At 73.2% G+C, this 25,647-nt stretch carries 21 protein-coding genes; 4 read left to right on the top strand and 17 right to left on the bottom strand.

The features are described from left to right. Positions 1-290 precede the first annotated feature (290 nt). Positions 291-1,046, top strand: coding sequence for an SIS domain-containing protein (locus tag ACZ5Y0_RS12380; RefSeq protein WP_469128593.1), 756 nt, complete (start codon positions 291-293; stop codon positions 1,044-1,046). Between the two features lie 32 nt (positions 1,047-1,078). Here the strand turns inward: ACZ5Y0_RS12380 and ACZ5Y0_RS12375 are convergent, their stop codons facing one another. The 3 genes from ACZ5Y0_RS12375 to ACZ5Y0_RS12365 form a co-directional block, all read right to left on the bottom strand. Next, positions 1,079-2,515, bottom strand: a complete 1,437-nt coding sequence (locus ACZ5Y0_RS12375) for a PAS domain-containing protein (RefSeq protein ID WP_469128869.1) — start codon at positions 2,513-2,515, stop codon at positions 1,079-1,081. Positions 2,516-2,659: 144 nt separating this feature from the next. After that, positions 2,660-3,067, bottom strand: coding sequence for a GNAT family N-acetyltransferase (locus tag ACZ5Y0_RS12370; protein WP_469128592.1), 408 nt, complete (start codon positions 3,065-3,067; stop codon positions 2,660-2,662). A gap of 258 nt (positions 3,068-3,325) precedes the next feature. Next, positions 3,326-3,550 (bottom strand): RidA family protein, encoded by a 225-nt coding sequence (locus ACZ5Y0_RS12365; protein ID WP_469128591.1) that lies wholly within the window; start codon positions 3,548-3,550, stop codon positions 3,326-3,328. A gap of 627 nt (positions 3,551-4,177) precedes the next feature. On the opposite strand from ACZ5Y0_RS12365, the gene ACZ5Y0_RS12360 reads away from it, so the two are divergent. Next, a complete protein-coding gene (locus ACZ5Y0_RS12360; protein ID WP_469128590.1) occupies positions 4,178-5,206 on the top strand; it encodes an isopenicillin N synthase family dioxygenase in 1,029 nt (342 codons plus the stop codon). 16 nt (positions 5,207-5,222) lie between these two features. Here the strand turns inward: ACZ5Y0_RS12360 and ACZ5Y0_RS12355 are convergent, their stop codons facing one another. Next, entirely contained in the window at positions 5,223-6,323 is a 1,101-nt protein-coding gene (locus tag ACZ5Y0_RS12355; RefSeq protein WP_469128589.1) for a citrate synthase 2, read from the bottom strand. Between the two features lie 277 nt (positions 6,324-6,600). Here ACZ5Y0_RS12355 and pdxH point away from each other — a divergent pair, with 277 nt between their 5' ends. Continuing rightward, the gene (pdxH, locus tag ACZ5Y0_RS12350; protein WP_469128868.1) at positions 6,601-7,230 is read left to right on the top strand and encodes a pyridoxamine 5'-phosphate oxidase; all 630 of its coding nucleotides are present in this window, start codon (positions 6,601-6,603) and stop codon (positions 7,228-7,230) included. Between the two features lie 45 nt (positions 7,231-7,275). On the opposite strand, the gene ACZ5Y0_RS12345 is transcribed toward pdxH, so the two are convergent. The 11 genes from ACZ5Y0_RS12345 to ACZ5Y0_RS12295 form a co-directional block, all read right to left on the bottom strand. Further along, positions 7,276-7,887: a TetR/AcrR family transcriptional regulator gene (locus ACZ5Y0_RS12345; RefSeq protein WP_469128588.1), complete on the bottom strand. Its 612-nt coding sequence runs from the start codon at positions 7,885-7,887 to the stop codon at positions 7,276-7,278. Further along, positions 7,875-8,648 (bottom strand): enoyl-CoA hydratase family protein, encoded by a 774-nt coding sequence (locus ACZ5Y0_RS12340; RefSeq protein ID WP_469128587.1) that lies wholly within the window; start codon positions 8,646-8,648, stop codon positions 7,875-7,877. The genes ACZ5Y0_RS12345 and ACZ5Y0_RS12340 overlap by 13 nt, the downstream gene beginning before the upstream one ends. A 47-nt stretch (positions 8,649-8,695) precedes the next feature. Next, on the bottom strand, positions 8,696-10,264 hold the full coding sequence (locus ACZ5Y0_RS12335) for a 4-coumarate--CoA ligase family protein (protein ID WP_469128586.1): 1,569 nt from the start codon (positions 10,262-10,264) through the stop codon (positions 8,696-8,698). A 35-nt stretch (positions 10,265-10,299) separates the two neighbouring features. After that, positions 10,300-11,475, bottom strand: a complete 1,176-nt coding sequence (locus ACZ5Y0_RS12330) for an acyl-CoA dehydrogenase family protein (RefSeq protein WP_469128585.1) — start codon at positions 11,473-11,475, stop codon at positions 10,300-10,302. Between the two features lie 80 nt (positions 11,476-11,555). Beyond that, positions 11,556-13,403, bottom strand: a complete 1,848-nt coding sequence (locus ACZ5Y0_RS12325) for an acetyl/propionyl/methylcrotonyl-CoA carboxylase subunit alpha (RefSeq protein WP_469128584.1) — start codon at positions 13,401-13,403, stop codon at positions 11,556-11,558. 11 nt (positions 13,404-13,414) lie between these two features. Further along, the gene (locus tag ACZ5Y0_RS12320; protein ID WP_469128583.1) at positions 13,415-15,013 is read right to left on the bottom strand and encodes an acyl-CoA carboxylase subunit beta; all 1,599 of its coding nucleotides are present in this window, start codon (positions 15,011-15,013) and stop codon (positions 13,415-13,417) included. Continuing rightward, entirely contained in the window at positions 15,010-16,698 is a 1,689-nt protein-coding gene (locus tag ACZ5Y0_RS12315) for an acyclic terpene utilization AtuA family protein (protein ID WP_469128582.1), read from the bottom strand. The genes ACZ5Y0_RS12320 and ACZ5Y0_RS12315 overlap by 4 nt, the downstream gene beginning before the upstream one ends. After that, positions 16,695-17,489 (bottom strand): TIGR03084 family metal-binding protein, encoded by a 795-nt coding sequence (locus tag ACZ5Y0_RS12310; RefSeq protein ID WP_469128581.1) that lies wholly within the window; start codon positions 17,487-17,489, stop codon positions 16,695-16,697. Before ACZ5Y0_RS12310 ends, ACZ5Y0_RS12315 begins: the two co-directional genes overlap by 4 nt. A gap of 96 nt (positions 17,490-17,585) precedes the next feature. Next, positions 17,586-18,557 (bottom strand): EamA family transporter, encoded by a 972-nt coding sequence (locus tag ACZ5Y0_RS12305; protein WP_469128580.1) that lies wholly within the window; start codon positions 18,555-18,557, stop codon positions 17,586-17,588. 217 nt (positions 18,558-18,774) lie between these two features. Continuing rightward, the gene (locus ACZ5Y0_RS12300) at positions 18,775-19,899 is read right to left on the bottom strand and encodes a lipid II:glycine glycyltransferase FemX (protein WP_469128579.1); all 1,125 of its coding nucleotides are present in this window, start codon (positions 19,897-19,899) and stop codon (positions 18,775-18,777) included. A 243-nt stretch (positions 19,900-20,142) separates the two neighbouring features. After that, entirely contained in the window at positions 20,143-23,070 is a 2,928-nt protein-coding gene (locus ACZ5Y0_RS12295; protein WP_469128578.1) for an FAD-binding and (Fe-S)-binding domain-containing protein, read from the bottom strand. 138 nt (positions 23,071-23,208) lie between these two features. On the opposite strand from ACZ5Y0_RS12295, the gene serC reads away from it, so the two are divergent. Continuing rightward, positions 23,209-24,327: a phosphoserine transaminase gene (gene serC / locus ACZ5Y0_RS12290; protein ID WP_469128577.1), complete on the top strand. Its 1,119-nt coding sequence runs from the start codon at positions 23,209-23,211 to the stop codon at positions 24,325-24,327. A gap of 108 nt (positions 24,328-24,435) precedes the next feature. Here the strand turns inward: serC and ACZ5Y0_RS12285 are convergent, their stop codons facing one another. Further along, positions 24,436-24,615, bottom strand: a complete 180-nt coding sequence (locus tag ACZ5Y0_RS12285) for a DUF397 domain-containing protein (RefSeq protein ID WP_469128576.1) — start codon at positions 24,613-24,615, stop codon at positions 24,436-24,438. Beyond that, positions 24,612-25,481: a helix-turn-helix domain-containing protein gene (locus ACZ5Y0_RS12280; protein WP_469128575.1), complete on the bottom strand. Its 870-nt coding sequence runs from the start codon at positions 25,479-25,481 to the stop codon at positions 24,612-24,614. The genes ACZ5Y0_RS12285 and ACZ5Y0_RS12280 overlap by 4 nt, the downstream gene beginning before the upstream one ends. Positions 25,482-25,647: the final 166 nt, after the last annotated feature.

Here is a 25,647-nt window from a genome sequence, read left to right as displayed (position 1 = left end):
ACGCCTTCGCCGACGCGTCCGCGGGACGGCGCCGCGGTCCTCGGCCGGCCGTGCGGCACCGCGCTGCGGCTCGGCGCGTCCGGGCGGCGCCAGGGGCGGAGCGGGCCCCTCCCGGACCGCCCCGCCGCCCGCGGCCCCCGGGCCGTCCCCGCCGCGTTCCCGGCGCTGCCCGAGCGGCCCGCTCCGCCCCCGCGGGCCCTCCTCCGCCGTATTGACAGCGTGCTGGTCCAGACCGCACGGTGATCCGCGACACGGACACGGACACCGGATTCGGCAAAGGGGCCCCTCGGATGAGTGACCGCACGCCCGCCGCCCAGTTCTTCGACGCCGCGATCGGCCTGTTGCGACGGGTCCGCGACGAGGAGGCGGGGGCCGTCGAGGCCGCCGGTGTCCTCCTCGCCGACACCGTCGCCTCCGGCGGACGCCTGTTCGCCTTCGGGGCGGGCCATTCCTCGCTCGCCGCGCAGGACGTCGTCTACCGCGCGGGCGGTCTGGCCCTGATGAACCTGCTCGCGGTGCCGGGCGTCGTCGGCGTCGACGTCGTCCCCGCCACTCTCGGCTCCGCCCTGGAGCGCGTCGACGGCCTGGCGAGCGCCGTCCTGGACACCTCGCCGGTGCGGGCGGGTGACGTCCTGGTGATCATCTCGCTGTCGGGCCGCAACGCCCTTCCCGTGGAGATGGCCCTCACCGCGCGCGCCCTGGGCGTGAAGGTCATCGGCGTGACCTCGGTGGCGTACGCCACCGAGACGAAGTCCCGGCACGCGTCGGGAACGTTCCTCAAGGATCACTGCGACCTCGTCCTCGACTCGAAGATCGCGGTCGGCGACGCCGAGTTGACCCTGGACACCGTCCCCGCGCCGTTCGCGCCGGCCTCCACCGTCGTCACCACGGCCCTTCTCCAGGCGGTCATGGCCACCGCGGCCGCCTCCCTCGCGGGGCGCGGCATCGAGCCCCCGCTGTTGCGCTCCGGCAACATCGACGGCGGCCACGAGTGGAACGGCCGGATCATGGACGAGTACCGGGACCGGATCTTCTACCGGCACTGAGAACCGGGCCGGGAGCGAACGCCGGGCGCGCGTCAGGCGTCGCCACCGCTCCCGGCGGGACCGCGGAGAGCCGCGAGGTCGGCGAGGTCGAGGCCGGCGGCCATCCGGACGGCGACGTCCTCGGCGTACGCCGAGTCGAAGCGTTCGAAGGCCGTACGGCCCGCCGTGCGCAGGAACGTCACGACGCCCAGGGTGCGGCCCCGGCTGCGCAGCACCGCGCACAGCGCGTGCACGGTGTCCTCGGGCCACTGCCGCGCGCGGGCCCACTCGCGGGCCTGGTCCGGCGCCGCACTGCCCGCGGAGGCGCGCACCGAGCCGGCGCGGGCCACGCACTGGAGGGCCGGGTGGCCTTCCGCGTACCGCACGGGCAGACCGGCGTGGCCGGTGAGGACGCTGGGGCCCGGCGCGCCCGAGGGCGTGGCCGCCACCCGCACCAGTCGCGGCGGGGCACCCGACTCCCCGTCCGCCCTCGGGGCGCCGGCGACCCGGTCGATCACGGCATGGTCGGCGAACCCGGCGAGCGCGAAGTCGAGATGGACCGTCGCCGCCTCGGCCGGGTCCTCGCACTCGGCGGCCGCCCGCGCGGCCCGGTGCAGCTGGTTCGTACGGAACCGCAGCAGCGACGCCTCCTGCTCGCCCTGCTTGGCCTCGGTGACGTCCTGGAACAGCCAGCCGACGCCGAGCGGCACCGGCTCCTCGGCGAGCGGCGAGGCGAGCCGCACGAACCCGCTGCGCCAGCAGCGCCGCGTCTCGCCGCCGTCCGGGGTCCGCACGCCCACCCACATCTCGGCGGGCGCGGGCGGGGCGCCCTCGGCGAGGACGTGCGTCAGCGCGTTCTCCAGTTCCTCGACGCCCCGCGTGAGCAGGTCGCCCAGCGGACGGCCCAGGACCGCCGTGCGGCCGGTGCCGAGCGCGCGGGCCGCGTGCGCGTTGACGACGGCGGGGCGCAGGTCGGCGTCGACGAGGACCACGCCCCAGGACGCGTCCTCGAACAGGGCCTCGCTGAGCGCGATGGAGCGCTCCAGGTCGATCTGGGTGTGCACCTCGCTGAACGCGCAGTACAGCCCGGCGGGCTCGCCGTCGGGCCCACGGACCGCGGCGGACTGGGTGCGCACGAGTACCCGGCCGCCGGCCTTGGTGACCAGCGCGAACTCGTGCACCTGCCGGCCGGGCGACCGCATGGCCGCCATCAGCCGGCCCTCGATCTCCCCGGCGTCCGCCTCGCGCACCGCCCAGCCGGCGAAGCCGTGCCGGCCGACCGCCTCCGCGGCGGTCCAGCCGAGGATGCGCTCCGCCTCGCGGTTCCAGTGGGTGACGACGCCGTCGGCGTCGAAGGCGCACAGGGCCGCGTCCATCCCGTCGAGCAGCGCGGCGAGCAGATCCGAGCCGTCGGGACCCTCGGGGCCGGGCCGCTCGGGCTCGTCCGGTCCCAGTTCGTCGGTGGTCCCACTACGGCGGGAAGCACTCACCTGGACCCCCTCAGGTTCGCTCACGTGCCCCTCATTCAACTTGAACGTGACGCAGCCCACATATGGTTCCCGCAAGATTGCCGAGGAATCGTTGTGCGCCGGTCCGGCCGGGTGCCTTCCGTCCCGCCGGATACCCTCGGCCCGCTAGAGCGCGGCCAGCCGCAGGTCGACCCAGACATCGCTCGCGCCGTCCAACACATACCGCTCCGTCTCGACGAACCCGCGTGCCTCGGCGAATCGCAGACCGTCCTCGTTGACGGCCAGCACGCAGGTCTCCACGGCCCGGGCGCCCATCTCACGCGCGTGGGCCAGACCGTTGCCGTACAGCGCGGTGCCGTGGCCGCGTCGGCGGTACGGCGGCAGCACACGCGCGATGACGGTCGCCACCGCCTCGTCGCCCTCCGGGGGCCGTACGGTCGAGCAGCCGACGAGGACGTCACCGAGGTAGGCGTTCTCCAGGCGGTAGCGGTCGGCACGCGCGCGTGCGTCGCCGGGGGACATGGCGGCCGGGGGCACGACGGCGTTGTGGACCTGCCGCCACTGTTCGAGCATGGCCGCACCGGAAACAGGCGCGATACGAAGACGAGGATCGGTCACGGCACCAGACAATCGCGCTGCCCGGCGGGGGTCAACGGGGTCGTGGGGCCGGCCTCGGGGCGGCGGGCGCACACCTCGGTCCCGATCCTCATCCGCGGTCCGTCCGCCCGCACACCGTCATCGTCGCCGCCGGCCGCACCTGGCCGAAGCAGCCGCGCAGCACCGGTCGGCAGGGCTCGAAGTCGGCCCGCTCGGGCAGCAGGCAGCGCGCCCTCACGACGTCCGCGAACCCGCACCCCGCGCCTGCGTCGGCGCGGCCCCGATGTTGCGCAGGCACTGCTCGGCCTGCTCGACCGCGTCGTGCGAGATCGTCGTCGTCGCGTGGTCGAAGCCGGTCGTCCCCGACACGTGCACGGGTTCACCGTCGACGACGGCCCGCGCGTGTCCGATCCGCTCCTCGGAGGGGGAGCCGCCGAGGACGGCCCGCCGCTCGGCCATGGGGGAAGTCGTGCGGGAACGCCAGGTGAGCGGAGAACCCACGTCCACCGGTCTCGCGCACGGCCTTCCGAAAAAGGGTTGATAGGGCGGCGGGGCGGTTCTTAAGGTGTCGTCACACGCTGAAAGGAGGTGATCCGGTAGATGTGTGATTCCCGGACTCGTGAGGTGACTGCGGGCTAGCGGCCTGCCACCACACCCCGTAGTGCGGTGCCGGACCCACGTGTGCGAGAGCGCACGTAGCCGGCCAGTTCAACGCAGTCACCCGACCCGCGAGTCGCCGGTAAGTCCGGCCGGCCCCTCCCTCGGAGGGCCAGACTCGCGGGTCGCCCGCGTTCGCGGGCCCCACCGGCGCAGAGCCGCCCCACCGTGGAATCTTCGGTACGTGATGTGCGCCACGTACGAATGCGTGGGCAGGGAGTACCCTGATCGCATGCTTTCGCTCGTTCGGCGCCGCCACGTGGACTACGTCCGCGTCACGAGCATGGGCTGTCGACGCTCCTTCTGAGCTGTCCGGCCCCCTTCGCGGTTCAGCAACCGCCCACGTCCCACCTCTCTGCCCACTTGGCACCCGTGCGCCCGCCCCACCCACGGCGCTCGCGCGGGACCCGTACACCTTGCGGACGCACCATGACGAACGTGTCGACGAACCCGTCGTACCAGCAACTGCCGATCATCGATCTCTCCGCCGCCGACCGTGGGCCGCGGGCCCGCGACCTGTTGCGCGCACAACTGCACAGTGCCGCGCACGACGTGGGGTTCTTCCAGCTCGTGGGGCACGGGGTGGCAGAGGAGGAGACGAAGGCGCTGCTCTCCGCGATGCGGCGGTTCTTCGCGCTGCCCGAGGCCGAGCGGCTGGCGATCGACAACGTGAACTCGCCGCACTTCCGTGGCTACACGCGCACCGGCGACGAGCGGACCGGCGGCCGGCAGGACTGGCGGGACCAGCTGGACATCGGGGCGGAGCGGCCGGCGCGGGTGCCGGGTCCCGGGGAGCCCGCCTACTGGTGGCTGGAAGGGCCCAACCAGTGGCCCGCCGGGCTGCCCGAGCTGCGGGTGGCCGCGCTGCGCTGGGTCGAGCGGCTCAGTGGGGTGGCGCAGAAGCTGCTGCACGAGTTGCTCGCCGCGATCGGGGCGCCCGCGGACTTCTACGACCCGGTGTTCGGGGAGCGGGCGCACCCGCACCTGAAGCTGGTGCGCTATCCGGGCAGCGCGGGGGACGGAGCCGGGCAGGGCGTGGGCGCCCACAAGGACTACGGGTTCCTGACGCTGCTGCTCCAGGACCAGGTGGGCGGGCTCCAGGTGCAGCGTGAGGACGGGCTGTTCCACGACGTGCCGCCGCTGCCGGGGGCGTTCGTCGTCAATCTCGGTGAGTTGCTGGAGGTGGCGACGAACGGGTACCTGCTGGCCACCAACCACCGGGTGGTGTCGCCGCCGAGCGCGGTCGAGCGGTTCTCCGTGCCGTTCTTCTACAACCCGCGGCTGGACGCGCGGGTGGAGCCCCTGCCCTTCCCGCACGCGTCCGCCGCCCCCGGGGTGACCGACGATCCGGCCAACCCGCTGTTCGCGGAGTACGGCTTCAACGAACTGAAGGGCAAGCTGCGGGCCCATCCGCTGGTGGCCGAGAGGCATCACGCGGAGCTGCTCAGCCCCGCGTGATCCCCTGTCGTCCGGCTCAGTGGGCGATGTCCGCGTACCCCTCGATCTGCTGGGGGGCGCGGGAGCCGGGGCCGGTGTAGCGGGCGGAGGGGCGCACCAGGCGGCCGGTGCGCTTCTGCTCCAGGATGTGCGCCGACCAGCCGGCGGTGCGGGCGCACGTGAACATCGACGTGAACATGTGCGCGGGGACCTCGGCGAAGTCGAGGACGATGGCCGCCCAGAACTCCACGTTGGTCGCCAGGACACGGTCCGGGCGGCGGGCGTGGAGTTCGGCCAGGGCGGCCTTCTCCAGGGCCTCGGCGATCTCGAAACGGGGGGCGCCCAGCTCGCGGGCGGTACGGCGCAGCACGCGCGCGCGGGGGTCCTCGGCGCGGTAGACGCGGTGGCCGAAGCCCATGAGGCGTTCGCCCCTGTCGAGGGCCTGCTTGACGTAGGCCTCGGCGTCGCCGGTGCGCTCGATCTCCTCGATCATGCCCAGGACGCGCGAGGGCGCGCCGCCGTGCAGGGGGCCGGACATGGCTCCTACGGCGCCCGAGAGGGCGGCGGCGACGTCCGCGCCGGTGGAGGCGATGACGCGGGCGGTGAAGGTGGACGCGTTCATGCCGTGCTCGGCGGCGGAGGTCCAGTAGGCGTCGACCGCGGCGACGTGCTTGGGGTCGGGCTCGCCACGCCAGCGGATCATGAATCGCTCGACGACGGACTGCGCCTTGTCGATCTCGCTCTGCGGGACCATGGGGCGGCCCTGGCCGCGGGCGGACTGGGCGACGTACGACAGCGCCATGACGGCGGCGCGGGCGAGGTCCTCGCGGGCCTGCTCGGCGTCGATGTCGAGGAGCGGTTTGAGACCCCAGACGGGGGCGAGCATGGCGAGCGCGGACTGGACGTCGACGCGGATGTCACCGGAGTGGACGGGGATGGGGAACGGCTCGGCGGGCGGCAGTCCGGGGTTGAAGGCGCCGTCGACGAGCAGGCCCCATACGTTGCCGAAGGAGACGTGGCCCACCAGGTCCTCGATGTCGACGCCCCGGTACCGGAGTGCGCCGCCCTCCTTGTCCGGTTCGGCGATCTCCGTCTCGAACGCGACGACTCCTTCGAGTCCGGGTACGAAGTCGGACATCAGGCGGCTCCTCGTGATGTGTGCGACAGATGGCGCCGGTGGATCCACGGTCCGTGCGGGGACTCGCGGTCCTGGGCGGTCACCCCGGTGATGCCCCGTGTGGTCGGTGGTCACCCGACCGGGATGGCATCAGCACCATATCCCCGAGTGCCACCTTTGGGGAGTGCCGCGGCACTCAGTGCCACCTTCGGACGGGCGGGTACTGCTGCCGGTGGCTCCGGTGCGGCAAGATGACGGCGTGGACCACGCAGAAACCGTCTCTCCCGATCCCGCCTCCATGCGCAAGCAGTACCGGGCGGAGGGCCTCGACGAGGCCGATCTGGCCGCCACTCCCGTGGAGCAGTTCGCGCGTTGGTTCAAGCAGGCCGCGGCGGAGGCGCACCTGTTCGAGCCGAACGCCATGGTCGTGTCCACGGCGGACGCCCGGGGGCGGCCCTCCTCCCGCACGGTGCTGCTGAAGCACTTCGACGAGCAGGGCTTCGTCTTCTACACCAACTACGACTCCGGCAAGGCGCGCGACCTCGCGGAGAACCACCACGTCTCCCTGCTGTTCCCGTGGCATCCGATGGCCCGGCAGGTCATCGTGCGGGGCGTGGCCCGGCGCACCGGGAGGGACGAGACGACGGCGTACTTCCGGACCCGGCCGCACGGCTCGCAGCTCGGCGCGTGGGCGAGCGCGCAGTCCGCGGTGATCGCGTCGCGCGCCGACCTCGAGGCCTCCTACGCCGAGCTGGCGGCCCGCTATCCGGAGGGCGAGCAGGTGCCGGTGCCGCCGCACTGGGGCGGTTTCCGGGTGGTGCCGGAGTCGGTGGAGTTCTGGCAGGGCCGGGAGAACCGGCTGCACGACCGTCTGCGGTACGTGGCGGAGACGGACGGCGGCTGGCGGGTGGAGCGGCTCAGCCCGTGAGGGCGTGCCGCTTCCTCCCCGCGGTCGCCCGGGACCGGTTCTCGTTCAGCGGCCGAGGTTCTGTTCCAGCAGGGCCGCCCACTGGGTGACGACGCGGTCGCGGCGGGGGCCGTCGTCGGTGAGGAGGTTGGCGAGGCCGAGGCCGCGGGCCATGTCGAGGAGACCCTGGACGGTTTCTCGGGCGCCCGGTCCGGACTCGTCGGCGCCGAGCAGGTCGACGGCTATGCGGTGGGTTTCGCGGCCGACGCGGGCCTCCAGTTCCGTGACGCGCGAACGGAGCTGCTCCTCGTTGGAGGCGGCGACCCACAGGTGCAGGGCGGCCCGGAACAGCGGGCCGGTGTAGAGGTCGACGAGGGCCGACACGACGGCGCGGCGGTCACCCGCCGCGCCCTGGGGGAACAGGGCGCGCAGGGCGAGGGAGCGTTCCTCGGCGACGTATTCGACGGCGGCGGTGAAGAGGTCCTCGCGGGTGGGGAAGTGGTGCTGGGCGGCGCCGCGGGAGACGCCTGCCCGTTCGGCGACGACGGAGACCGTGGAGCCCGCCCAGCCGCGTTCGGCGAGGCAGGCCACGGCGGCTTCCAGGAGCCGCTGCCGGGTGACCCGGCTGCGGTCCTGCTTGGGGGCGCGGTCGCGGTCGACCGGGCTCACAACGCCCATGCGGGTTCCCGTCGTTCGAGAAAGGCCGTCATTCCCTCGCGGGCCTGCGGGGAGGCGAACAGTCGGGCGGAGAGCGCGGTGAGATCGGCCGCGTCCCGCTCGAACGCCTCCAGCACCCTAACCGTGAGCAGCCGTTTCGTCTCCGCCAGCCCTTGGGGCGAGGCCTTGCGCAGGCCGTCCAGCACGGGGGTGAGCACGGCGTCGACGTCGTCGCCGGTCGCGGTGAGCAGGCCGATGCGGGCCGCCTCGGGGGCGTCGAAGCGTTCGCCGGTGAGGTAGTAGCGGGACAGGGCGCGGGGGTCGGTGCGCGCGAGGAGCGGCAGGGAGATGACCGCCGGGGCCACCCCGACGCGTACCTCGGTGAAGGCGAACGTCGACGCGGTGGACGCGGCGGTGATGTCACAGGCGGCGAGGAGGCCGAGCCCCCCGGCGCGCACGTGCCCGGTGACGCGGGCGACGACCGGCTTGGGCAGTTCGACGAGCTGCCGCAGGAGGGCGACGAAGACGTCCGGGCCAGGGGCCTCCCCCCGCTCGCGAGAAGCCGCCGGTGGGGGAGACTCGCGCAGGTCGGCGCCGGCGCAGAAGGTGCCGCCGGTGTGGGTGAGGACGACGGCGCGGACGTCGGGGTCCTCGGCGCAGTCGGTGAGCGCGTCCGCGAGTTCCGCGACCAGGGGCGCCGAGAGGGCGTTGCGGGTGTCGGTGGCGTCGAGGCTGAGCGTCTCGACGCCCCGGTCACGGGTACGGCCGACCAGCGGGGTCATGGATGCTGCTCCTTCCGACGCCGTCCGAGGTGCCTTCTCCGGTGCGGTCATGGGCGCTCCCGCAGTTCGCGGCGCAGGATCTTCCCCGAGGCGGCACGGGGCACGGTGTCGATGAAGGTGACCAGGCGGACGCGTTTGTACGGGGCGACGCGCTCGGCGACGTGCATCGCGACCTCTCCCTCGGAGAGGTCGGGTGCGGTCGGCTGGCGGACCACGTACGCGTGCGGCACCTCGTTGCCGTCGCCGTCGTACTCGCCGATGACGGCGGCGTCGGCGATGCCGGGGTGGGTGAGCAGCAGCGCCTCCAGTTCGGCGGGGGCCACCTGGAAGCCCTTGTACTTGATGAGCTCCTTGACCCGGTCGACGACGAACAGCCAGCCGTCGGCGTCGACGCGGCCGATGTCGCCGGTGTGCAGCCAGCCGTCGCCGTCGATCATCGCGGCGGTGGCGTCGGGGCGGCCCAGGTATCCCTTCATGACCTGGGGGCCGCGGATAAGGATCTCGCCGGCTTCGCCGACGCCGAGGTCATGGTCGGGGTCGTCGAGGGAGACGATGCGCATCTCGGTGCCGGCGATCAGCTTGCCGACGGTGCCGGCGGGGGCGTCGCGCATGGCGTCCAGGGGAACGACGTGGGTGCCGGGCGACAGTTCCGTCATGCCGTAGGCCTGGCCGACGGGCGGCAGGTCCAGGCGCGCGGCGCAGGCGGCGGCGAGGCCGGCGTCCAGGGGAGCGGCGGCGCTGATGACGTACCGCAGGGACGACAGGTCGTACTCGGCGACCGCCGGGTGTTTGGCCAGGGCGAGGACGATCGGCGGGGCCACGTACAGGCCGGTGATGCGGTGGTTCTGGATGGCAGCGAGGAACGTCTCCAGGTCGAAGCGGGGCAGCACGACGACGGTGGCGCCCTTGCGCAGCGGCGCGTTCATGAGGGCGGTGAGGCCGTAGATGTGGAAGAAGGGGAGAACCGCCAGGACGCGGTCGCCGGGGCCCGTCGTGATCGCCGGTTCGAGCTGGGCGAGGTTGGTGGCGATCTGCCGGTGGGTGAGCATCACCCCCTTCGGGACGCCCGTGGTGCCCGAGGAGTACGGCAGGGCCGCGACGTCCTCGACGGGGTCGATGGTGACCTGCGGCTCGGGAGCCGCGGAGGCGAGCATGTCGATCAGTGAACGGTGCCCGGCGGCACTGTCGCAGACGAAGATCTCGTCGACACCGCCGGCCAGTTCGGCCGCCCTGCGGGCCGTTCCCAGCAGTGGGGAGACGGTGACGATCCAGCGGGCCGCCGAGTCGCCGAGCTGCTTGGCGAACTCCTCGGCGGTGGCGAGCGGGTGCACGGTGGTGACGGTGGCCCCCGCGCGGGTGGCGCCGTAGAACGCGGTCGGGAAGGCGATCGTGTTGGGGCTGTGCAGGGCGAGTACGTCGCCCTTGCGGACGCCGGCCTCGGAGAGGGCGGCGGCGATCCGCCGGTGGAACCGGTCCACCTGCTCGTAGGTGAGGGTGGTGCCGTCGGTGCCGTCGACGAGGGCGGGCAGGTCGCCGAACTCGGCGGCACGGCCCAGCACGGCTTCGTGGATGGGGAGGTCTACGGGCGGGACGTCTGCGTACTCGCTGCGGAACATGGTTCCTCCTCGCCGGCCGGCGGGTGTCCGGACGGTCAGTACGACTTGGGCAGGCCCAGGGTCTGGTGACAGACGTAGTTCAGGATCATCTCCCGGCTCACCGGGGCGATACGAGCCACGCGCGAGGCCGTGACCAACGAGGCGAGGCCGAACTCGCGCGTGAGGCCGTTGCCGCCGAGGGTGTGCACCGCCTGGTCGACCGCCTTCACGCAGGCCTCCCCGGCGGCGTACTTGGCCATGTTGGCGGCCTCCCCCGCGCCGACGTCGTCCCCCGCGTCGTACAGACGGGCCGCCTTCTGCATCATCAGACGGGCCAGTTCGAGATCGATGTGGGCCTGCGCGAGGGGGTGCGCGATGGCCTGGTGGGCGCCGATGGGGGTCTTCCAGACGGTGCGCTCGCGGGCGTACGCGATCGCCTTCCCGAGTGCGTGGCGGCCCATGCCGATCGCGAAGGCGGCCGTCATGATGCGCTCCGGGTTGAGGCCGGCGAACAGCTGGAGCAACCCCGCGTCGTCTCCCCCGCTGCCGATAGCGTGGGAGGGGCCCCCACCGACCAGCGCCTCGGCGGGCAGCCGTACGTCGTCCAGGACCAGCTCGAACTGCTTCTCGACGGCGTGGAGTTCCATGTCGATGGGCCGCCGGGTGAAGCCGGGCGCGTCGCGCGGGACGATGAACAGGCAGGGCTTGAGGCCCGTGCGACCCGCTGCGCCGGACGCGGTCTCCGTGCGGCCGACGATGAGGGTGGCGTCGGCGATGTCCACGCCGGAGACGAACACCTTGCGGCCGGTCAGCAGCCAGTCGCCGCTCACCTGGTCGCGGCGGGCGGTGGTGGTGATGCGGTGGCTGTTGGAGCCGGCGTCGGGCTCGGTGATGCCGAAGGCCATCAGGCGGGAGCCGTCGGCGAGGGCGGGGAGCCACTCCCGTTTCTGGGCGTCCGTGCCGAAGCGGGAGATCACCGTGCCGCAGATGGCCGGGCTGACGATCATCATCAGCAGGGGGGATCCCGCGGCGCCGAGTTCCTCCAGGACGAGGGAGAGTTCGGTGATGCCGCCGCCCCCGCCGCCGTACTCCTCGGGGAGGTTGACGCCGATGTAGCCGAGCTTGGCGGCTTCCTGCCAGAGGTTCGCGGTCCCGGGCGGGTGGTGCCGGGCGAAGTCGGAGACGGCTGCCCTCAGTGCCTTGTGCTCGTCGGACTCGATCAGGGTGGTCATGGTGGCTCCTTCGCGTGCGGATCGGGTGTGGCTGGGCGGGCCCACGCGGCGGAGCCGCATGTCGACACGGCCCCGCGCGCCTAGGCTGTGCGCACTACCGCCAGCAAGGTGCCGACCTCCACCTGCTGTCCCGTCGTCACCGGCAGCGCCGTGAGCGTCCCCGCCGCCGGTGCCGAGATGACGTGTTGCATCTTCATCGCTTCGAGCCACACGATCGGTTCGCCCGCGCGGACACTCGATCCGGTGACGAGGCCGTCCGCGAGCTTGACGACCGTGCCGGGCATCGGGGCCAGCAGGGAGCCGGGGGCCCGCTGGTTCTCGGGTTCGGGGAAGCGGGGCAGGGCGGTGAGAATGCCGGCGTTGACGTGGACGCGGTCGCCGTAGCGGGCCACCTGGAACCGGCGCCGTACCCCGTCCACCTCCAGGACGACGAGGGACCCGTCGGTGTGGACGACGTGCACGCCGTCCGCCGTGAGGCCGGTCCGGGTGTGGTGGTAGCGGACCTCGTGCTCCTCGCCCGCCAGGAGATAGCGCCGGGTCCGCGGCTGGGAGGGCAGGTTGCGCCAGCCGCCGAAGCGGGAGCGGCCGTGGGCCTCGGCGAGGGCTGCGGCCAGCGGGGCGTACGGGTCGGGGGCCGGTGCGGTGAGGGTCGTGAGGTGACGGTCGTAGAAGCCGGTGTCCATGCGGGCGGAGAGGAACTCCTCGTGCCGCAGGGAGGCGACGAGGAGGTCGCGGTTGGTGACCGGGCCGTGGAGGGTCGCCTGCTCCAGCGCGCCCGCGAGGGTGCGGACGGCCTCCGCGCGCGTGGGGGCGTGGGCGACCACCTTGGCGAGCAGGGGGTCGTAGTGGACGCCGATGGTGTCGCCGTCGCCGAAGCCGGTGTCGAGGCGGACCCCCTCGGGGACGGCGAGGCGGTGCAGGGTGCCGGTCTGCGGTGTCCAGTCGGCCGCCGGGTCCTCGGCGTAGAGGCGGGCCTCGACGGCGTGGCCACGCGCGGGCGGCGGCTCGGCGGCCAGCCGGTGGCCCTCCGCGACGCGGATCTGCTCGGCCACCAGGTCGAGGCCGAAGACGGCTTCCGTGACGGGGTGTTCGACCTGGAGGCGGGTGTTCATCTCCAGGAAGTGGGCGCGGCCGTCGGCGACGAGGAACTCGACGGTTCCGGCGCCGGTGTAGTCCACGGCGCGCGCGGCCCGGACGGCCATCGCCTCCAGCTCGTCGGCGAGTTCGTCGGGGAGGCCGGGTGCCGGGGCCTCCTCGACGACCTTCTGGTGGCGGCGCTGGAGGGAGCAGTCGCGGGTGCCGAGGGCCCAGACCGTGCCGTGGGTGTCGGCGAGGATCTGCACCTCGACGTGGCGGCCGTTCTCCACGTAGGGCTCGACGAAGACCTCGCCGTCGCCGAAGGCGCTCGCGGCCTCGGCGCGCGCGCCCTCCAGCGCGGGCGTCAGCTCGGTCAGGCGGCGTACGACGCGCATGCCGCGTCCGCCGCCACCCGCGGCGGCCTTCACCAGGACCGGCAGGTCGGACTCGGTCACCTCGTCGGCGCTCAGCGGGGCGAGCCCCATGAGCGCCTTCGCGCGGGTCTTGGACGCCATCGCCTCGATCGCCTCGGGCGGCGGCCCGATCCAGACGAGGCCGGCGTCCAGGACGGCGCGCGCGAAGTCGGCGTTCTCGGAGAGGAAGCCGTAGCCGGGGTGCACGGCGTCCGCCCCCGCCGCGACGGCCGCCTTCACGATCAGGTCGGTCCGCAGATACGTCTGCGCGGGCGTGTCGCCGGGCAGCCGTACGGCCGTGTCGGCCACGCGCGCGTGGAGGGCGTGGGCGTCGGCGTCCGAGTGCACGGCGACCGTTCGGATTCCCGACGCGCGGCAGGTGCGGAAGACGCGGCAGGCGATCTCGCCGCGGTTGGCGACGAGCACAGAAGTGATCACTGGAAGGTCCCTCACATCCGGAAGACGCCGAAGCCGCCCCGCGCGCCCTCGTAGGGGGCGTTGTGGACGGCCGACAGGCACAGGCCGAGGACGGTGCGGGTGTCGCGCGGGTCGATGACACCGTCGTCGTACAGCCGCCCGGACAGGAACATGGGCAGCGACTCGGACTCGATCTGCTGCTCGACCATCGCGCGCAGGGCGGCGTCGCCCTCCTCGTCGTAGGGCAGGCCCTTGGCGGCGGCGGACTGGCGGGCGACGATGGAGAGCACCCCGGCGAGCTGTTGGGGGCCCATGACGGCCGACTTGGCGCTGGGCCAGGCGAACAGGAAGCGGGGGTCGTAGGCGCGCCCGCACATGCCGTAGTGGCCGGCGCCGTAGGAGGCGCCCATGAGGACGGAGAGGTGCGGGACCTTCGAGTTGGACACGGCGTTGATCATCATCGAGCCGTGTTTGATGATGCCGCCCTGCTCGTACTCCTTGCCGACCATGTAGCCGGTGGTGTTGTGCAGGAAGACCAGCGGGATGTCGCGCTGGTTGGCGAGCTGGATGAACTGGGCGGCCTTCTGGGACTCGGCGCTGAACAGCACGCCCCGGGCGTTGGCGAGGATGCCCACCGGGTAGCCGTGCAGACTCGCCCAGCCGGTGACCAGGCTGGTCCCGTACAGCGGCTTGAACTCGTCGAAGTCGGAGGCGTCGACGATGCGCGCGATCACCTCGCGCGGGTCGAACGGCGTCCTGAGGTCGCCGGGGACGATCCCGAGGAGTTCCTCCGGATCGTACTTGGGGGGCTCGGCCGGTCCCGGGTCCTCGTACGGCTTGCGGTGGTTGAGGCGGGCCACGACCCGGCGGGCCTGGCGCAGGGCGTCCGGTTCGTCGACGGCCAAGTGGTCGGCGAGGCCGGACACGCGCGCGTGCATCTCGGCGCCGCCGAGCGACTCGTCGTCGCTCTCCTCGCCGGTCGCCATCTTCACCAGCGGCGGCCCGCCGAGGAACACCTTCGCCCGCTCCCTGACCATGATCACGTGGTCGGACATGCCGGGGACGTACGCGCCGCCGGCCGTGGAGTTGCCGAAGACGACGGCGACGGTCGGGATCCCGGCCGCGGACAGCCGGGTCAGGTCCCGGAAGATCGCGCCGCCGGGGATGAAGATCTCCTTCTGCGAGGGCAGGTCGGCCCCGCCGGACTCCACCAGGCTGATCACGGGCAGCCGGTTGGCGAGCGCGATGTCGTTGGCGCGCAGTGCCTTCTTCAGCGACCACGGATTGCTGGCGCCGCCGCGCACGGTGGGGTCGTTGGCGGTGATCAGGCACTCGACGCCCTCGACGACGCCGATGCCGGTGACCAGGGAGGCGCCCACCGTGTACTCGCTGCCCCACGCCGCCAGCGGCGACAGTTCCAGGAACGGGGTGTCGGGGTCGAGGAGCAGTTCGACGCGCTCACGGGCCGGCAGCTTGCCGCGCCCGCGGTGCCGGGCGACGTACTTCTCGCCGCCGCCCGCCAGCGCCTTCGCGTGCTCGGCGTCGAGGTCGGCGAGCTTGGCGAGCATGCTCTCGCGGCGGGCTCGGTGGTCGGGGCCGTGGGGGTCCAGCGCCGACGACAGGACGGTCACAGCAGGTCCTCCGGTATGTCCAGGTGGCGGGAGCGCAGCCATTCGCCGAGTGCCTTGGCCTGCGGGTCGAAGCGGTGCTGGGCGGCGACGCCGGCGCCCAGGAGGCCCTCGACGACGAAGTTCAGGGCGCGCAGGCCGGGCAGGACGTGCCGGGTCACGCGCGACCGGCCGCTCTCGGGGATCAGTTCGCGGAACCGGTCGACGGTCAGTGTGTGGGCGAGCCACCGCCACGCCGCCTCCGACCGCACCCACACACCCACATTGGCGTCCCCGCCCTTGTCGCCGCTGCGGGCCCCGGCGACGAGCCCCAGCGGCGCCCGGCGCACGGGGCCGTCCGGCGGTGGCTCGGGCAGCGGCGGTTGCGGCACGTCGTCCAGACCGAGGGTGTCGGCGGCCGGGGGCACGGGAACGCGGCGGCCGTCGGCGAGGACGGCGACGTGGTCCACCTCGCTCCGCGGGACGTACGCGGCCTCGAACACCCCGTAGGGGGCGCCCTCGCCGGGCGGCGCGAGGACGTGGAAGCCGGGATAGCTGGCCAGCGCCAGTTCGACGGCGGCGCCGCTCAGCGCCCGTCCGACGACGCTCCGGTCGGGATCGCGGACGACGAGCCGCAGCAGCGCGCTCGCCGTCTCCTGCGTGCTCGCGTCGGCACGGTCGGTGCGGACCAGGTCCCAACGGACCTCCTGGGGCGTCGCCTTGGCGAACGCCTCCGCCATCTGCGCCCTCACCAGAGCCGCCTTGGCCTCGATGTCGAGACCGGTCAGCACGAACACGACCTCGTTGCGGTACCCACCGAGGCGCGTGCGGCCCACCTTGAGGTCCGGGGGCGGCGCCTCGCCGCGCACGCCGTCGATCCGGACCCGGTCGGGGCCGTCCTGGGTGAGCCGTACGGTGTCGAGCCGGGCGGTGACGTCCGGTCCGGCGTACCGGGCGCCGCCCGTCTCGTACAGCAGCTGGGCGGTGACCGTGCCGACGTCGACGAAGCCGCCCGTGCCCGGATGCTTGGTGATGACGCTGCTGCCGTCGGCGTGCAGCTCGGCGAGCGGGAAGCCGGGCCTGCGGACGTCGCCGTCGCGCTCGCCGAAGAAGGCGTAGTTGCCGCCGGTGGCCTGTGTCCCGCACTCCAGGACGTGCCCGGCGACGACTGCTCCCGCGAGCCGGTCGTGGTCCGTGGGCCCCCAGCCGAAGTGGGCGGCGGCGGGTCCGGTGACCAGGGCCGCGTCCGTCACGCGCCCGGTCACCACGACGTCCGCGCCGGCCCGCAGACAGGCGGCGATGCCGAAGCCGCCGAGGTAGGCGTGCGCGGTGAGACTGCCGGGATACCGGGGCCCGAGGTCGTCCCCCTCGACGTGCGCGACGCGTACGGCGATGCCGAGCCGCTCCGCCAACGCCCTCACGGCGTCGGCGAGTCCGGCCGGGTTGAGACCGCCGGCGTTGGTGACGATCCTGACCCCGCGTTCGTGAGCGAGGCCGAGGGTCTCCTCCAACTGGCGCGGGAAGGTGCGGGCGTACCCGGCGGAGGGGTCCTTCAGGCGGTCCCGGCCGAGGATCAGCATGGTCAGCTCGGCGAGGTAGTCGCCGGTGACGACTTCGAGTTCGCCCCCGGTGAGCATCTCGCGCAGGGCGTCGAAGCGGTCGCCGTAGAAGCCGGAGGCGTTGCCCACGCGCAGGGGCCGGGCGGTCATCGGGTGGCTTCCCTCGGCGGGCGGCCGGTGCCGGGCGGCCCCGCGAAGGCCTGGGCGATGTCCAGCCAGCGGTCGGCGTCGGGCCCCTCGGCGCGCAGGGCCAGGTCGGTGCGGTGGGCGCGCTGGGTGACCAGCAGGCAGAAGTCGAGCGCGGGGCCGGTGACGCGCTGAGGGGCGCCTTCGGGGCCGTAGGTCCACCACTCGCCCGAGGGGCCGCGGAGCTCCACTCGGAGGGGGTCGGCGGGGGCGGGCAGCCCGTGCACGCCGAAGGAGAAGTCGCGGGTGCGGACGCCGAGTCGGGCGATGTGCCGGATGCGGTCGGTGGGGGCGCGGGTGACGCCGAGGGCGTCGGCCACGTCCAGGCCGTGGGCCCAGGTCTCCATGAGGCGGGCGGTGGCGAGGGAGGCGGCGGCCATCGGGGGGCCGTACCAGGGGAAGCGGGCGCCGGGCGGGGCCTCGCGCAGCGCCTCGTCGAGGGCGGCGCGGCCGTCCCGCCAGCGCGACAGCAGCTCGGCGGGCGGCAGCCCGGCGGCTTGCTCGGCGCCCTGGTCGACGAAGGAGTCGGGGGCGGCGAGGGCCTGTTCGACCAGGGCCCGGAACCCCTGCTCGTCCGTGACGGCGAGGAGGGCCGAGTGGTCGGTCCAGGCGAGGTGCGCGATCTGGTGGGCGACGCTCCAGCCGGGGGCGGGGGTCGGCAGGGCCCAGCGATCCGGACCCTCCCCGGCCACCAGCCGGTCGAGTTCGTCGCTTTCGGCACGCAGGTCGTCGAGCACGGGCGTCGGGTCGGCCATGGGCAGGAGCATGGCAGCGCCCCCAGAAACAAGCAAGCATGCTTGCATGATTTATGGGCTCGGGCCCCCGTCCCGGTGCCGCCGCGGACGGACCCCTCACGCCTCCGGAACCGCCGGCCTCCCCCGCCGTCCCACCTGGGTCCGCACCGCGCCCATGCTCGCCGCGATGACCAGGGCGATCGCCGCCGCCTCCACGGCGGACAGGGCCTGGTCGAGGATGAGGAAGCCGGCCGCCGCCGCGAGGGCGGGTTCCAGGCTCATCATGATCGCGAAGGTGGAGGCGGGCATGCGTCGCAGGGCGAGGAGTTCGAGCGTGTAGGGCAGGACGGAGGACAGCACCGCCACTGCCGCGCCCAGGCCGAGCGTCACCGGGTCGAGGAGCTTCGTGCCCGACTCGACGATGCCCAGGGGCAGGAACAGCACCGCGCCCACCGCCATCGCCAGCGCGAGCCCGTCCGCCTGCGGGAAGCGGCGGCCGGTACGACCGCTGAAGACGATGTACGCCGCCCACATGGCACCCGCCGACAGCGCGAACACGGCTCCCCACGGGTCGAGGTCGCCGACCCCGCCGCCGAGCAGGAAGACGCCCGCGAGCGCGAGCCCGGCCCAGACGAGGTTCAGGGCGCGCCGCGAGACCAGGACGGAGAGGGCGAGCGGGCCCAGGACCTCCAGGGTGACCGCGGTACCCAGGGGGATGCGGTCGACGGCCTGGTAGAAGAGGCCGTTCATCGCGGCCATGGTGACGCCGAAGACGACGACCGTGCCCCAGTCGGAGCGGGAGTGCCCGCGCAGCCTGGGCCGGCAGACGACGAGCAGGACGACGGCCGCGACCAGCAGCCGCAGCGCGACGACGCCCAGCGCGCCCGCCCGCGGCATCAGGGTCACCGCGAGCGCGCCGCCGAACTGGACGGACACCCCTCCGGCGAGCACCAGGCCGACGGGACCGAGGGCGGCCCACCGGGCCGGTCCGGTGGCCGGACCGGCCGGAGTGTCCGGAGTGGCCGGAGTGGCCGGACCGGCCGGGGTGGCGGGCTGCCGGGTCGGCGCGGTGGTGTCGGGGGTGTTCACGGGCGGTCCAGGGGTTCGGCGGGCTCCGCGCCACGGCTGCCATGGCGTCCATCACGATGTACTGCGCAGTCCAGAGTAATGGACTGCATCAGGGGTGTGAAGTGAATTGGCCACTGTCCGAAGTGCCACCACTCACCGGGCCGCTGTCCGCCGTGCCACCCTCCGCGAGGCCGCTGTGCGGCTCGGCGGTCCGGGAAGCCCTGGCCCGTCGTGGGCCTCAGCGACGCGCCATGTACAGCCCCAGCGCCCGGTGAAGGAGCCGGTTCAGCGGGAAATCCCACTCCCCGAGGTACTCCACCGCCTGGCCGCCCGTGCCCACCTTGAAGCGGAGGAGGCCGAGGAGGTGGTTCGCCTCCTCCAGGGTGTCGGTGATGCCGCGCAGGTCGTAGACCGCGGCGCCGAGTTCGTGGGCGTCGGACATCATGCGCCATTGCAGGGCGTTGTTGGACTGGACCTCGCGTCTGCGGCTGGTCGAGGCGCCGTACGAATACCAGACGTGCTCGCCGACGGTGAGCATGGTGGCGGCGGCGAGGGCCTCGCCGTCGTGGTGGGCGAGGTAGAGCCGCATCCGGTCGGGGTGTTCGGCGTTGAGCGCGGTCCACATGCGCTGGAAGTAGGCCAGCGGCCGCGGGATGAACCGGTCCCGTTCGGCCGTCTCGGTGTACAGCCCGTAGAAGACCGCCAGGTCCGCCTGGTCGCCGCGGACGACCTTGACGCCCGCCTTCTCCGCCTTCTTGATGTTGCGCCGCCACTGCTGGTTGAGGCCGCCCCGGACCTCTTCCAGCGACCGTCCGGCGTACGGCACCTGGAAGACGTACCGCGGCTGTCCGGCCGCGAAGCCGTCCTCGCCGCCCGGCTCGGCCTGCCGCCAGCCGGCGCCCCGCAGCCGTTCGGCGACGTCGAGGGCGCGCGCGTCGGTCGAGGTGGGCTCCGCGTCCCGCAGCCGCCGGGCGTCCGGGTCGGCGATCGCGGCCTTCACGGCCTCGGCACTCCAGCGTCGTACGACGACGGGCGGGCCCATCTTCACCGAGAACGCGCCCCGCGCCGCGAGGTGGGCGAGCATCGGCTTCAGCCAGCGCTCGGCCAGGTCGGCCGCGAACCAGTCGACGACCGGCCCCTCGGGCAGATACGCCAGGTACCTCTTCAGCTTCGGCAGCGGCCGCAGCAGCACCAGCCCCGCCCCCACGAGCGCCCCCCGCTCGTCGAACCAGCCGAGGCTCTCCGCCCGCCAGTCCGGCTTCACGTCCCCCCATGCGGGGAGCTGCGTATGACTGACGGACGGACGGCCCGCGACGAACGCCAGGTGCTCGTCGCGGGTGATCGGCTGGACACGCAGGCTCATGCGCGAGGCTCCTTCGACGGGCTTGTCCGGCCAGCGTAGGAGTCGGCCACGCCCGTCCCGCGGACCGAACACCTTCCGCGCCCGCGTGTCCGCACGCGCGGGTGCCGACGCGCGAGTGCCGACGGAGAAACAGGTGCCGGCCGTGCGGCGGGAGGAGGGAGCCGGACCACTCCCCCGGCTCCCCTCTCCCGACCGCACGGTTCCAGGTCGCCGTCCGTCCTGTACGTCCGGCAACAGGGCGCGTCAGCGGCTTTCCGTGTCCCGCGCGGCCTCGTCCGCCAGCCCGTCCGCCAGCGCCTCGGCGAGGTGCCGCCCCCGCGCGCCCGCCAGCTGTTCGAGCTGGGTGCGGCAGGAGTAGCCGTCGGCGAGGACCACCGTGTCCGGGTCGGCGTCCCGCACGGACGGCAGGAGCTGCTCCTCGGCGCAGGCTCGTGACACCTCGAAGTGTCCCTTCTCGAAGCCGAAGTTGCCCGCGAGTCCGCAGCAGCCGCCACTCAGCTCGCCGTCGAGCCCGGCGGCCTCGCGCAGCCGGCGGTCGGCCGTGTCGCCCAGGACGGCGTGCTGATGGCAGTGGGTCTGGCCGACGACGGGACGGTCGAGGCGCGGTGGCCGCCAGCCGGGCGCGTGCCGTTCCAGTGTCTCCGCGAAGGTGAGGACGCGGGCGGCGAGGCGGGCCGCGCGCGGGTCGTCGTGCAGCAGCTCGGGCAGATCGCTCCGCAGGGCGGCGGCGCAGCTCGGCTCCAGTACGACGACCGGCGCGTCCGTCTCCAGCACCGGATCCATCAGGTCGAGGGTGCGCCGCAGCACCACGCGCGCGTGGTCGAGCTGCCCGGTGGAGAAGTACGTCAGTCCGCAGCAGACCCGGCCGCGACGGGCCGTCAGCAGGGCCGCCGCGCTCCTGGACCGCCCGTCCCCGACCGGCCGCCCCCGCATCCGCAGGTTCGGCGGCAGCGTCACCCGCAGCCCGGCCGCCTCCAGCACCCGCACGGCCGCCCGCCCGACGGAGGGCGAGAGGTGCTCGGTGAAGGTGTCGGGCCACAGGACGACGAGGGGACCGGAGCCGCCGGGGTCTTTCGCGGGCCCCCGGCCCCGCCACCACCCGCTGAACGTCTGCCGAGCCAGCCGCGGGACGTCCCTCTCCGCGGCGATCCCGCCCACCCGTTTCGCGACGCGCGCCAGCGGTCCCGTCCCCGCCAGCGCGTTGACGAGCGATGCCGTGCGCGTACGGCTCACCCCGCGCAGCCAGACCGGCAGGCGCCCCATGCTGTAGTGGGCGGCCGGGCGGCGGCGGCCCGCGTAGTGGTGGTGGAGGAACTCCGCCTTGTACGTGGCCATGTCCACCCCTACCGGGCAGTCCGAACGGCAGCCCTTGCAGGAGAGGCAGAGGTCGAGCGCCTCCCGCACCTCCTCCGACCGCCAGCCGTCGGTGACCACCTCACCGGCGAGCATCTCGTGCAGCAGCCGGGCCCGCCCGCGCGTGGAGTGCCGTTCCTCGCCCGTGGCCCGGTAGGAGGGGCACATCACGGCGGGTCCGGACTCCGTCGTCGTACGGCATGCGGCGACGCCGACGCAGCGGCGGACGGCGGCGGTGAAGTCGCCCCCGTCGCCGGGGTAGCCGAAGGCCACGTCGACGGGCTCGCGGGGCAGGACGGCGAAGCGCAGGCCGGAGTCGAGGGGGGCGGGTCGGACCAGCATGCCGGGGTTGAGGAGGTCGTCGGGGTCCCAGACGCCTTTCGCCCGTTCGAAGAGGGCGACCATCTCCTCGCCGTACATCCGAGGCAGCAGCTCGGCGCGCGCCCGCCCGTCGCCGTGCTCCCCGGACAGCGAGCCGCCGTGCGCCACGACCAGGTCGGCCAGCTCCTCCGAGAAGCGGCGGAAACGGCCGACGCCCGCCTCGGTGAGCAGGTCGAAGTCGATGCGGACGTGGATGCAGCCGTCCCCGAAGTGCCCGTACGGCGTGCCGCGCAGGCCGTGCGCGGCCAGCAGGGCGCGGAAGTCCCGCAGATACGGGCCGAGCCGGGCCGGCGGCACCGCGCAGTCCTCCCAGCCGGGCCAGGCCTCCGTGCCGTCCGGCATCCGGGTGGCCGTACCGCTGGCGTCCTCCCGGACGCGCCACAGGGCGCGCTGCCCGGCGGCGTCCGTCACCACGAGCGCGTCCACGACGTCGGCCGCCCGCACGACGGCCTCCGCACGCGCGCGGGCCTCACCGGCGACGTCCCCGCCCGTCTCCACGAACAGCCACGCCCCGCCACGCGGCAGCCCCACCGGCGAACGCACCAGGTCGGCGGCCATGCCCTCGACCGTCAGCGGCCCTGCCCCCCTCTCGACCTCGCTCGAGCCGGGGGACCTCCACGTCGGCAGCCCGGCCGCGGCCTCGGCGGCGGCGCCCTCGTCGGCGTAGCCGAGTACGGCGAGCGCACGCGCGCGTGGCGCCTCGACGAGATCGACCACCGCCTCCGTGAGCACGCCCAGGGTGCCCTCGGAGCCGCAGAAGGACCGGGCCACGTCGGCGCCCTTCTCCGGCAGCAGCGCGTCCAGCGCGTATCCGGAGATACGGCGGGGCAGCTCGGGGAACCCGGTGCGCAGCCGCGCCAGCTCGCCCTCGACGAGCGCCCGCAGCCCGTCCGGCGCGCCGGCCCACCCCGGCCCGAGCCGCAGCCGCTCCCCGCGCGCGGTGACGACGTCCAGCTCCCGCACGCTGTCCGCGGTCGTCCCCCAGGCCACCGAGTGCGAGCCGCACGAGTTGTTGCCGATCATCCCGCCGAGCGTGCAGCGGCTGTGCGTGGCCGGATCGGGCCCGAAACGGAGCCCGTGCGGGGCGGCGGCCTCCTGGAGCCGGTCGAGCACCAGCCCCGGCTGGACCACGGCCGTCCGGGCACCGGCATCCAGCGAGACCAGCCGGTTCATGTACCGGGTGAAGTCCAGGACGACCCCCGTGCCGGTGGCCTGCCCCGCGATCGAGGTGCCCCCGCCCCGCGGTACGACGGGCACCCCGTGCGCCCGGCACAGTTCCAGTACGGCGGCCACGTCGTCGGCGTCCCGAGGGGCGACGACCCCCACGGGGACCCGCCGGTAGTTGGACGCGTCCATGGTGACCAGGGCCCGCGACGTGACATCGAAGCCGACGTCACCGCGGACGGCCTCGCGCAGCGCGGTCTCGAGATCCGACATGGCTCAAGCAAAGCAGCTCCCACGGCCGGCAGGGCCGGGACGCCCCTCCCGTCCCGCCCCGCTCGACCCTCGTCCGAACGGCGTCTCACCGGACGGACCACGTTTCGACCACGTTTCTCCACCCGATACGCTCGCCCCGTGGCTGAGATCCGGATTCCTGCTGACATCAAGCCCGCCGACGGTCGATTCGGCGCGGGCCCCTCCAAGGTGCGGGTGGAGGCGCTGGACGCCCTGGCCGCCACCGGCACGTCGCTCCTCGGCACCTCCCACCGACAGGCCCCGGTCAAGAACCTGGTCGGCCAGGTGCGCGAGGGCATCTCCCAGCTCTTCCAGCTCCCCGAGGGCTACGAGGTGGTCCTCGGCAACGGCGGCTCCACCGCCTTCTGGGACATCGCGACGCACGGCCTGATCGAGAACAAGTCGCAGCACCTTGCCTTCGGCGAGTTCAGCTCCAAGTTCGCCAAGGCGGCCAAGCTGGCGCCGTGGCTGGCCGAGCCGACGGTCATCTCCTCCGCCCCGGGCACGCACCCCGACCCGGAGGCCGAGGCGGGCGTCGATGTCTACGCCTTCACGCACAACGAGACCTCGACCGGTGTCGCCGCTCCGATCAAGCGGGTGGCGGGTGCCGACGAGGGCGCGCTGGTCCTGGTCGACGCCACGTCCGGTGCGGGCGGCCTGCCGGTCGACATCGCCGAGACGGACGTCTACTACTTCGCCCCGCAGAAGTCCTTCGCCTCCGACGGCGGCCTGTGGATCGGCGTGTTCTCCCCGGCCGCGATCGAGCGCGCGGAGCGCGTCCACGCGTCCGGCCGCCACGTCCCGGAGTTCTTCTCGCTCCCGACGGCGATCGACAACTCGCGCAAGAACCAGACGTACAACACCCCGGCTCTGGCCACGCTGTTCCTGCTGAACCAGCAGCTGGAGTGGATCAACGGCCAGGGCGGTCTCGACTGGTCGGTGCGCCGTACGGCCACCTCCGCCCGCACGCTGTACGGCTGGGCCGAGGACGTCAAGTACGCCAGCCCGTTCGTCACCGACCCGGCCAAGCGCTCCCAGGTCATCGGCACGATCGACTTCACCGACGAGGTGGACGCGGCGGCCGTCGCCAAGGTCCTGCGTGCCAACGGCATCGTCGACACCGAGCCCTACCGCAAGCTCGGCCGCAACCAGCTCCGCGTCGCCATGTTCCCGGCGATCGACCCGGCGGACGTCGAGGCCCTCACGAAGTGCGTCGACTACGTGATCGAGCAGCTGTAGCGGTTCCCGTACGACAAGCAAGGGCGCCCGGTGTCACACCGGGCGCCCTTCGCCGTCTGCGGAGACCACGACCGAGTACCAGCCCGCAGGGCCGTCCTGAGGCGTGGCCTAGTCGAACTGCCGGATGAACGCCCGCCAGCTCTGACCGGATACGGCGATCAGCGGGCTGTCCGGCTGCTTGCTGTCACGGACGGCGCGGCCTCCGGAAGAAGTGTCGGCGACCTCGACGCAAGCGTTCTCCTGCCCCGAGTACGACGACTTCCAGAAGGGGCCTACAACCTTGGTCACGATGAGTCTTCCCTCAAGCTCCGCAGTACGCCCCGGATGAGCTTCGCACTCGCGTCCGGCGCCAACGCCGACGATCGTAGTAGGTCGTATGCATTGGCGTAAGCGGCAAGGTCCTCGGCGCCTTCAAGGACCGACGTTCCTCGTAGGTTGTCCATCGCGACGGCTTCGACCGTCGGCTCTTCGTCGAAGCTGAAGGAGTAGAAGGCGGAGGAGTAACCGGCAAGGACGCCCGCGCTGAACGGCAGCACCTGCACAGTGACGTTCTTCCGCTTTCCGATCTCGAGGATCGCGGACAACTGCTCCCGGTGAATCTCGACGTTCACCAGCGGATGCGCGACGACCGCTTCCCAGAGAATGGCCGTGTACGACGCTCCGCCCTCGTCGATCTTCGCCTGTCGCCCCACGCGCACCTTGACCAGTTGCGCGACCCGTTCGGGATCGATGTAGTGGGGACCTCCGGCGATAACCGCTTCCGCATAAGCCGGAGTCTGCAGAAGCCCCGGCACCATGACCGGTTGCCACTCGCGGATATACGTCGCGTCGTCCTCCAACGCGATGTGGTCAAGGTAATCCGGCCGCAGGTGTGCCGCGTGCTCCAACCACCAACCACGGCGCTTCGACTGGCGTGCCAGCTCCTCCAGTTTCTGCCTGACTTCAGGGTCGTGAACTCCGTACGCATCCAGCATGGCCCGGATCTCGAGGGGGCGCGCGGACACATGCCCGGTCTCTATGCGACTGACCCTGGTCTGGTGCGCCGCGATCACCTCGGCGGCTTGGACCTGGTCCATTTTCGCGGCCAGCCGGTACGTCTTGAGCGCAACGCCAAGTCGCCTGCTGCGAACGGTCGGTCGTCCACCCACGGGCATCCCGGCCCCCTCTCTGTCGCAGACACAATGTAGAGCATGACGCGATCGAACATATATCCAACAGCATGTATGCACCTGAAATAGTTGCCGCTACCTCTCCTGCACTCCTAGCCTCATGAGAGTTCGATGTTTGCAGTTCCGCATCTTGACGACACGTCAGGAGGTA

This window comes from Streptomyces sp. NPDC033216, from assembly GCF_055577115.1.
The sequence above is the reverse complement of the archived record's forward strand: the minus strand, read 5'-3'. Positions and strand labels throughout refer to the sequence as shown.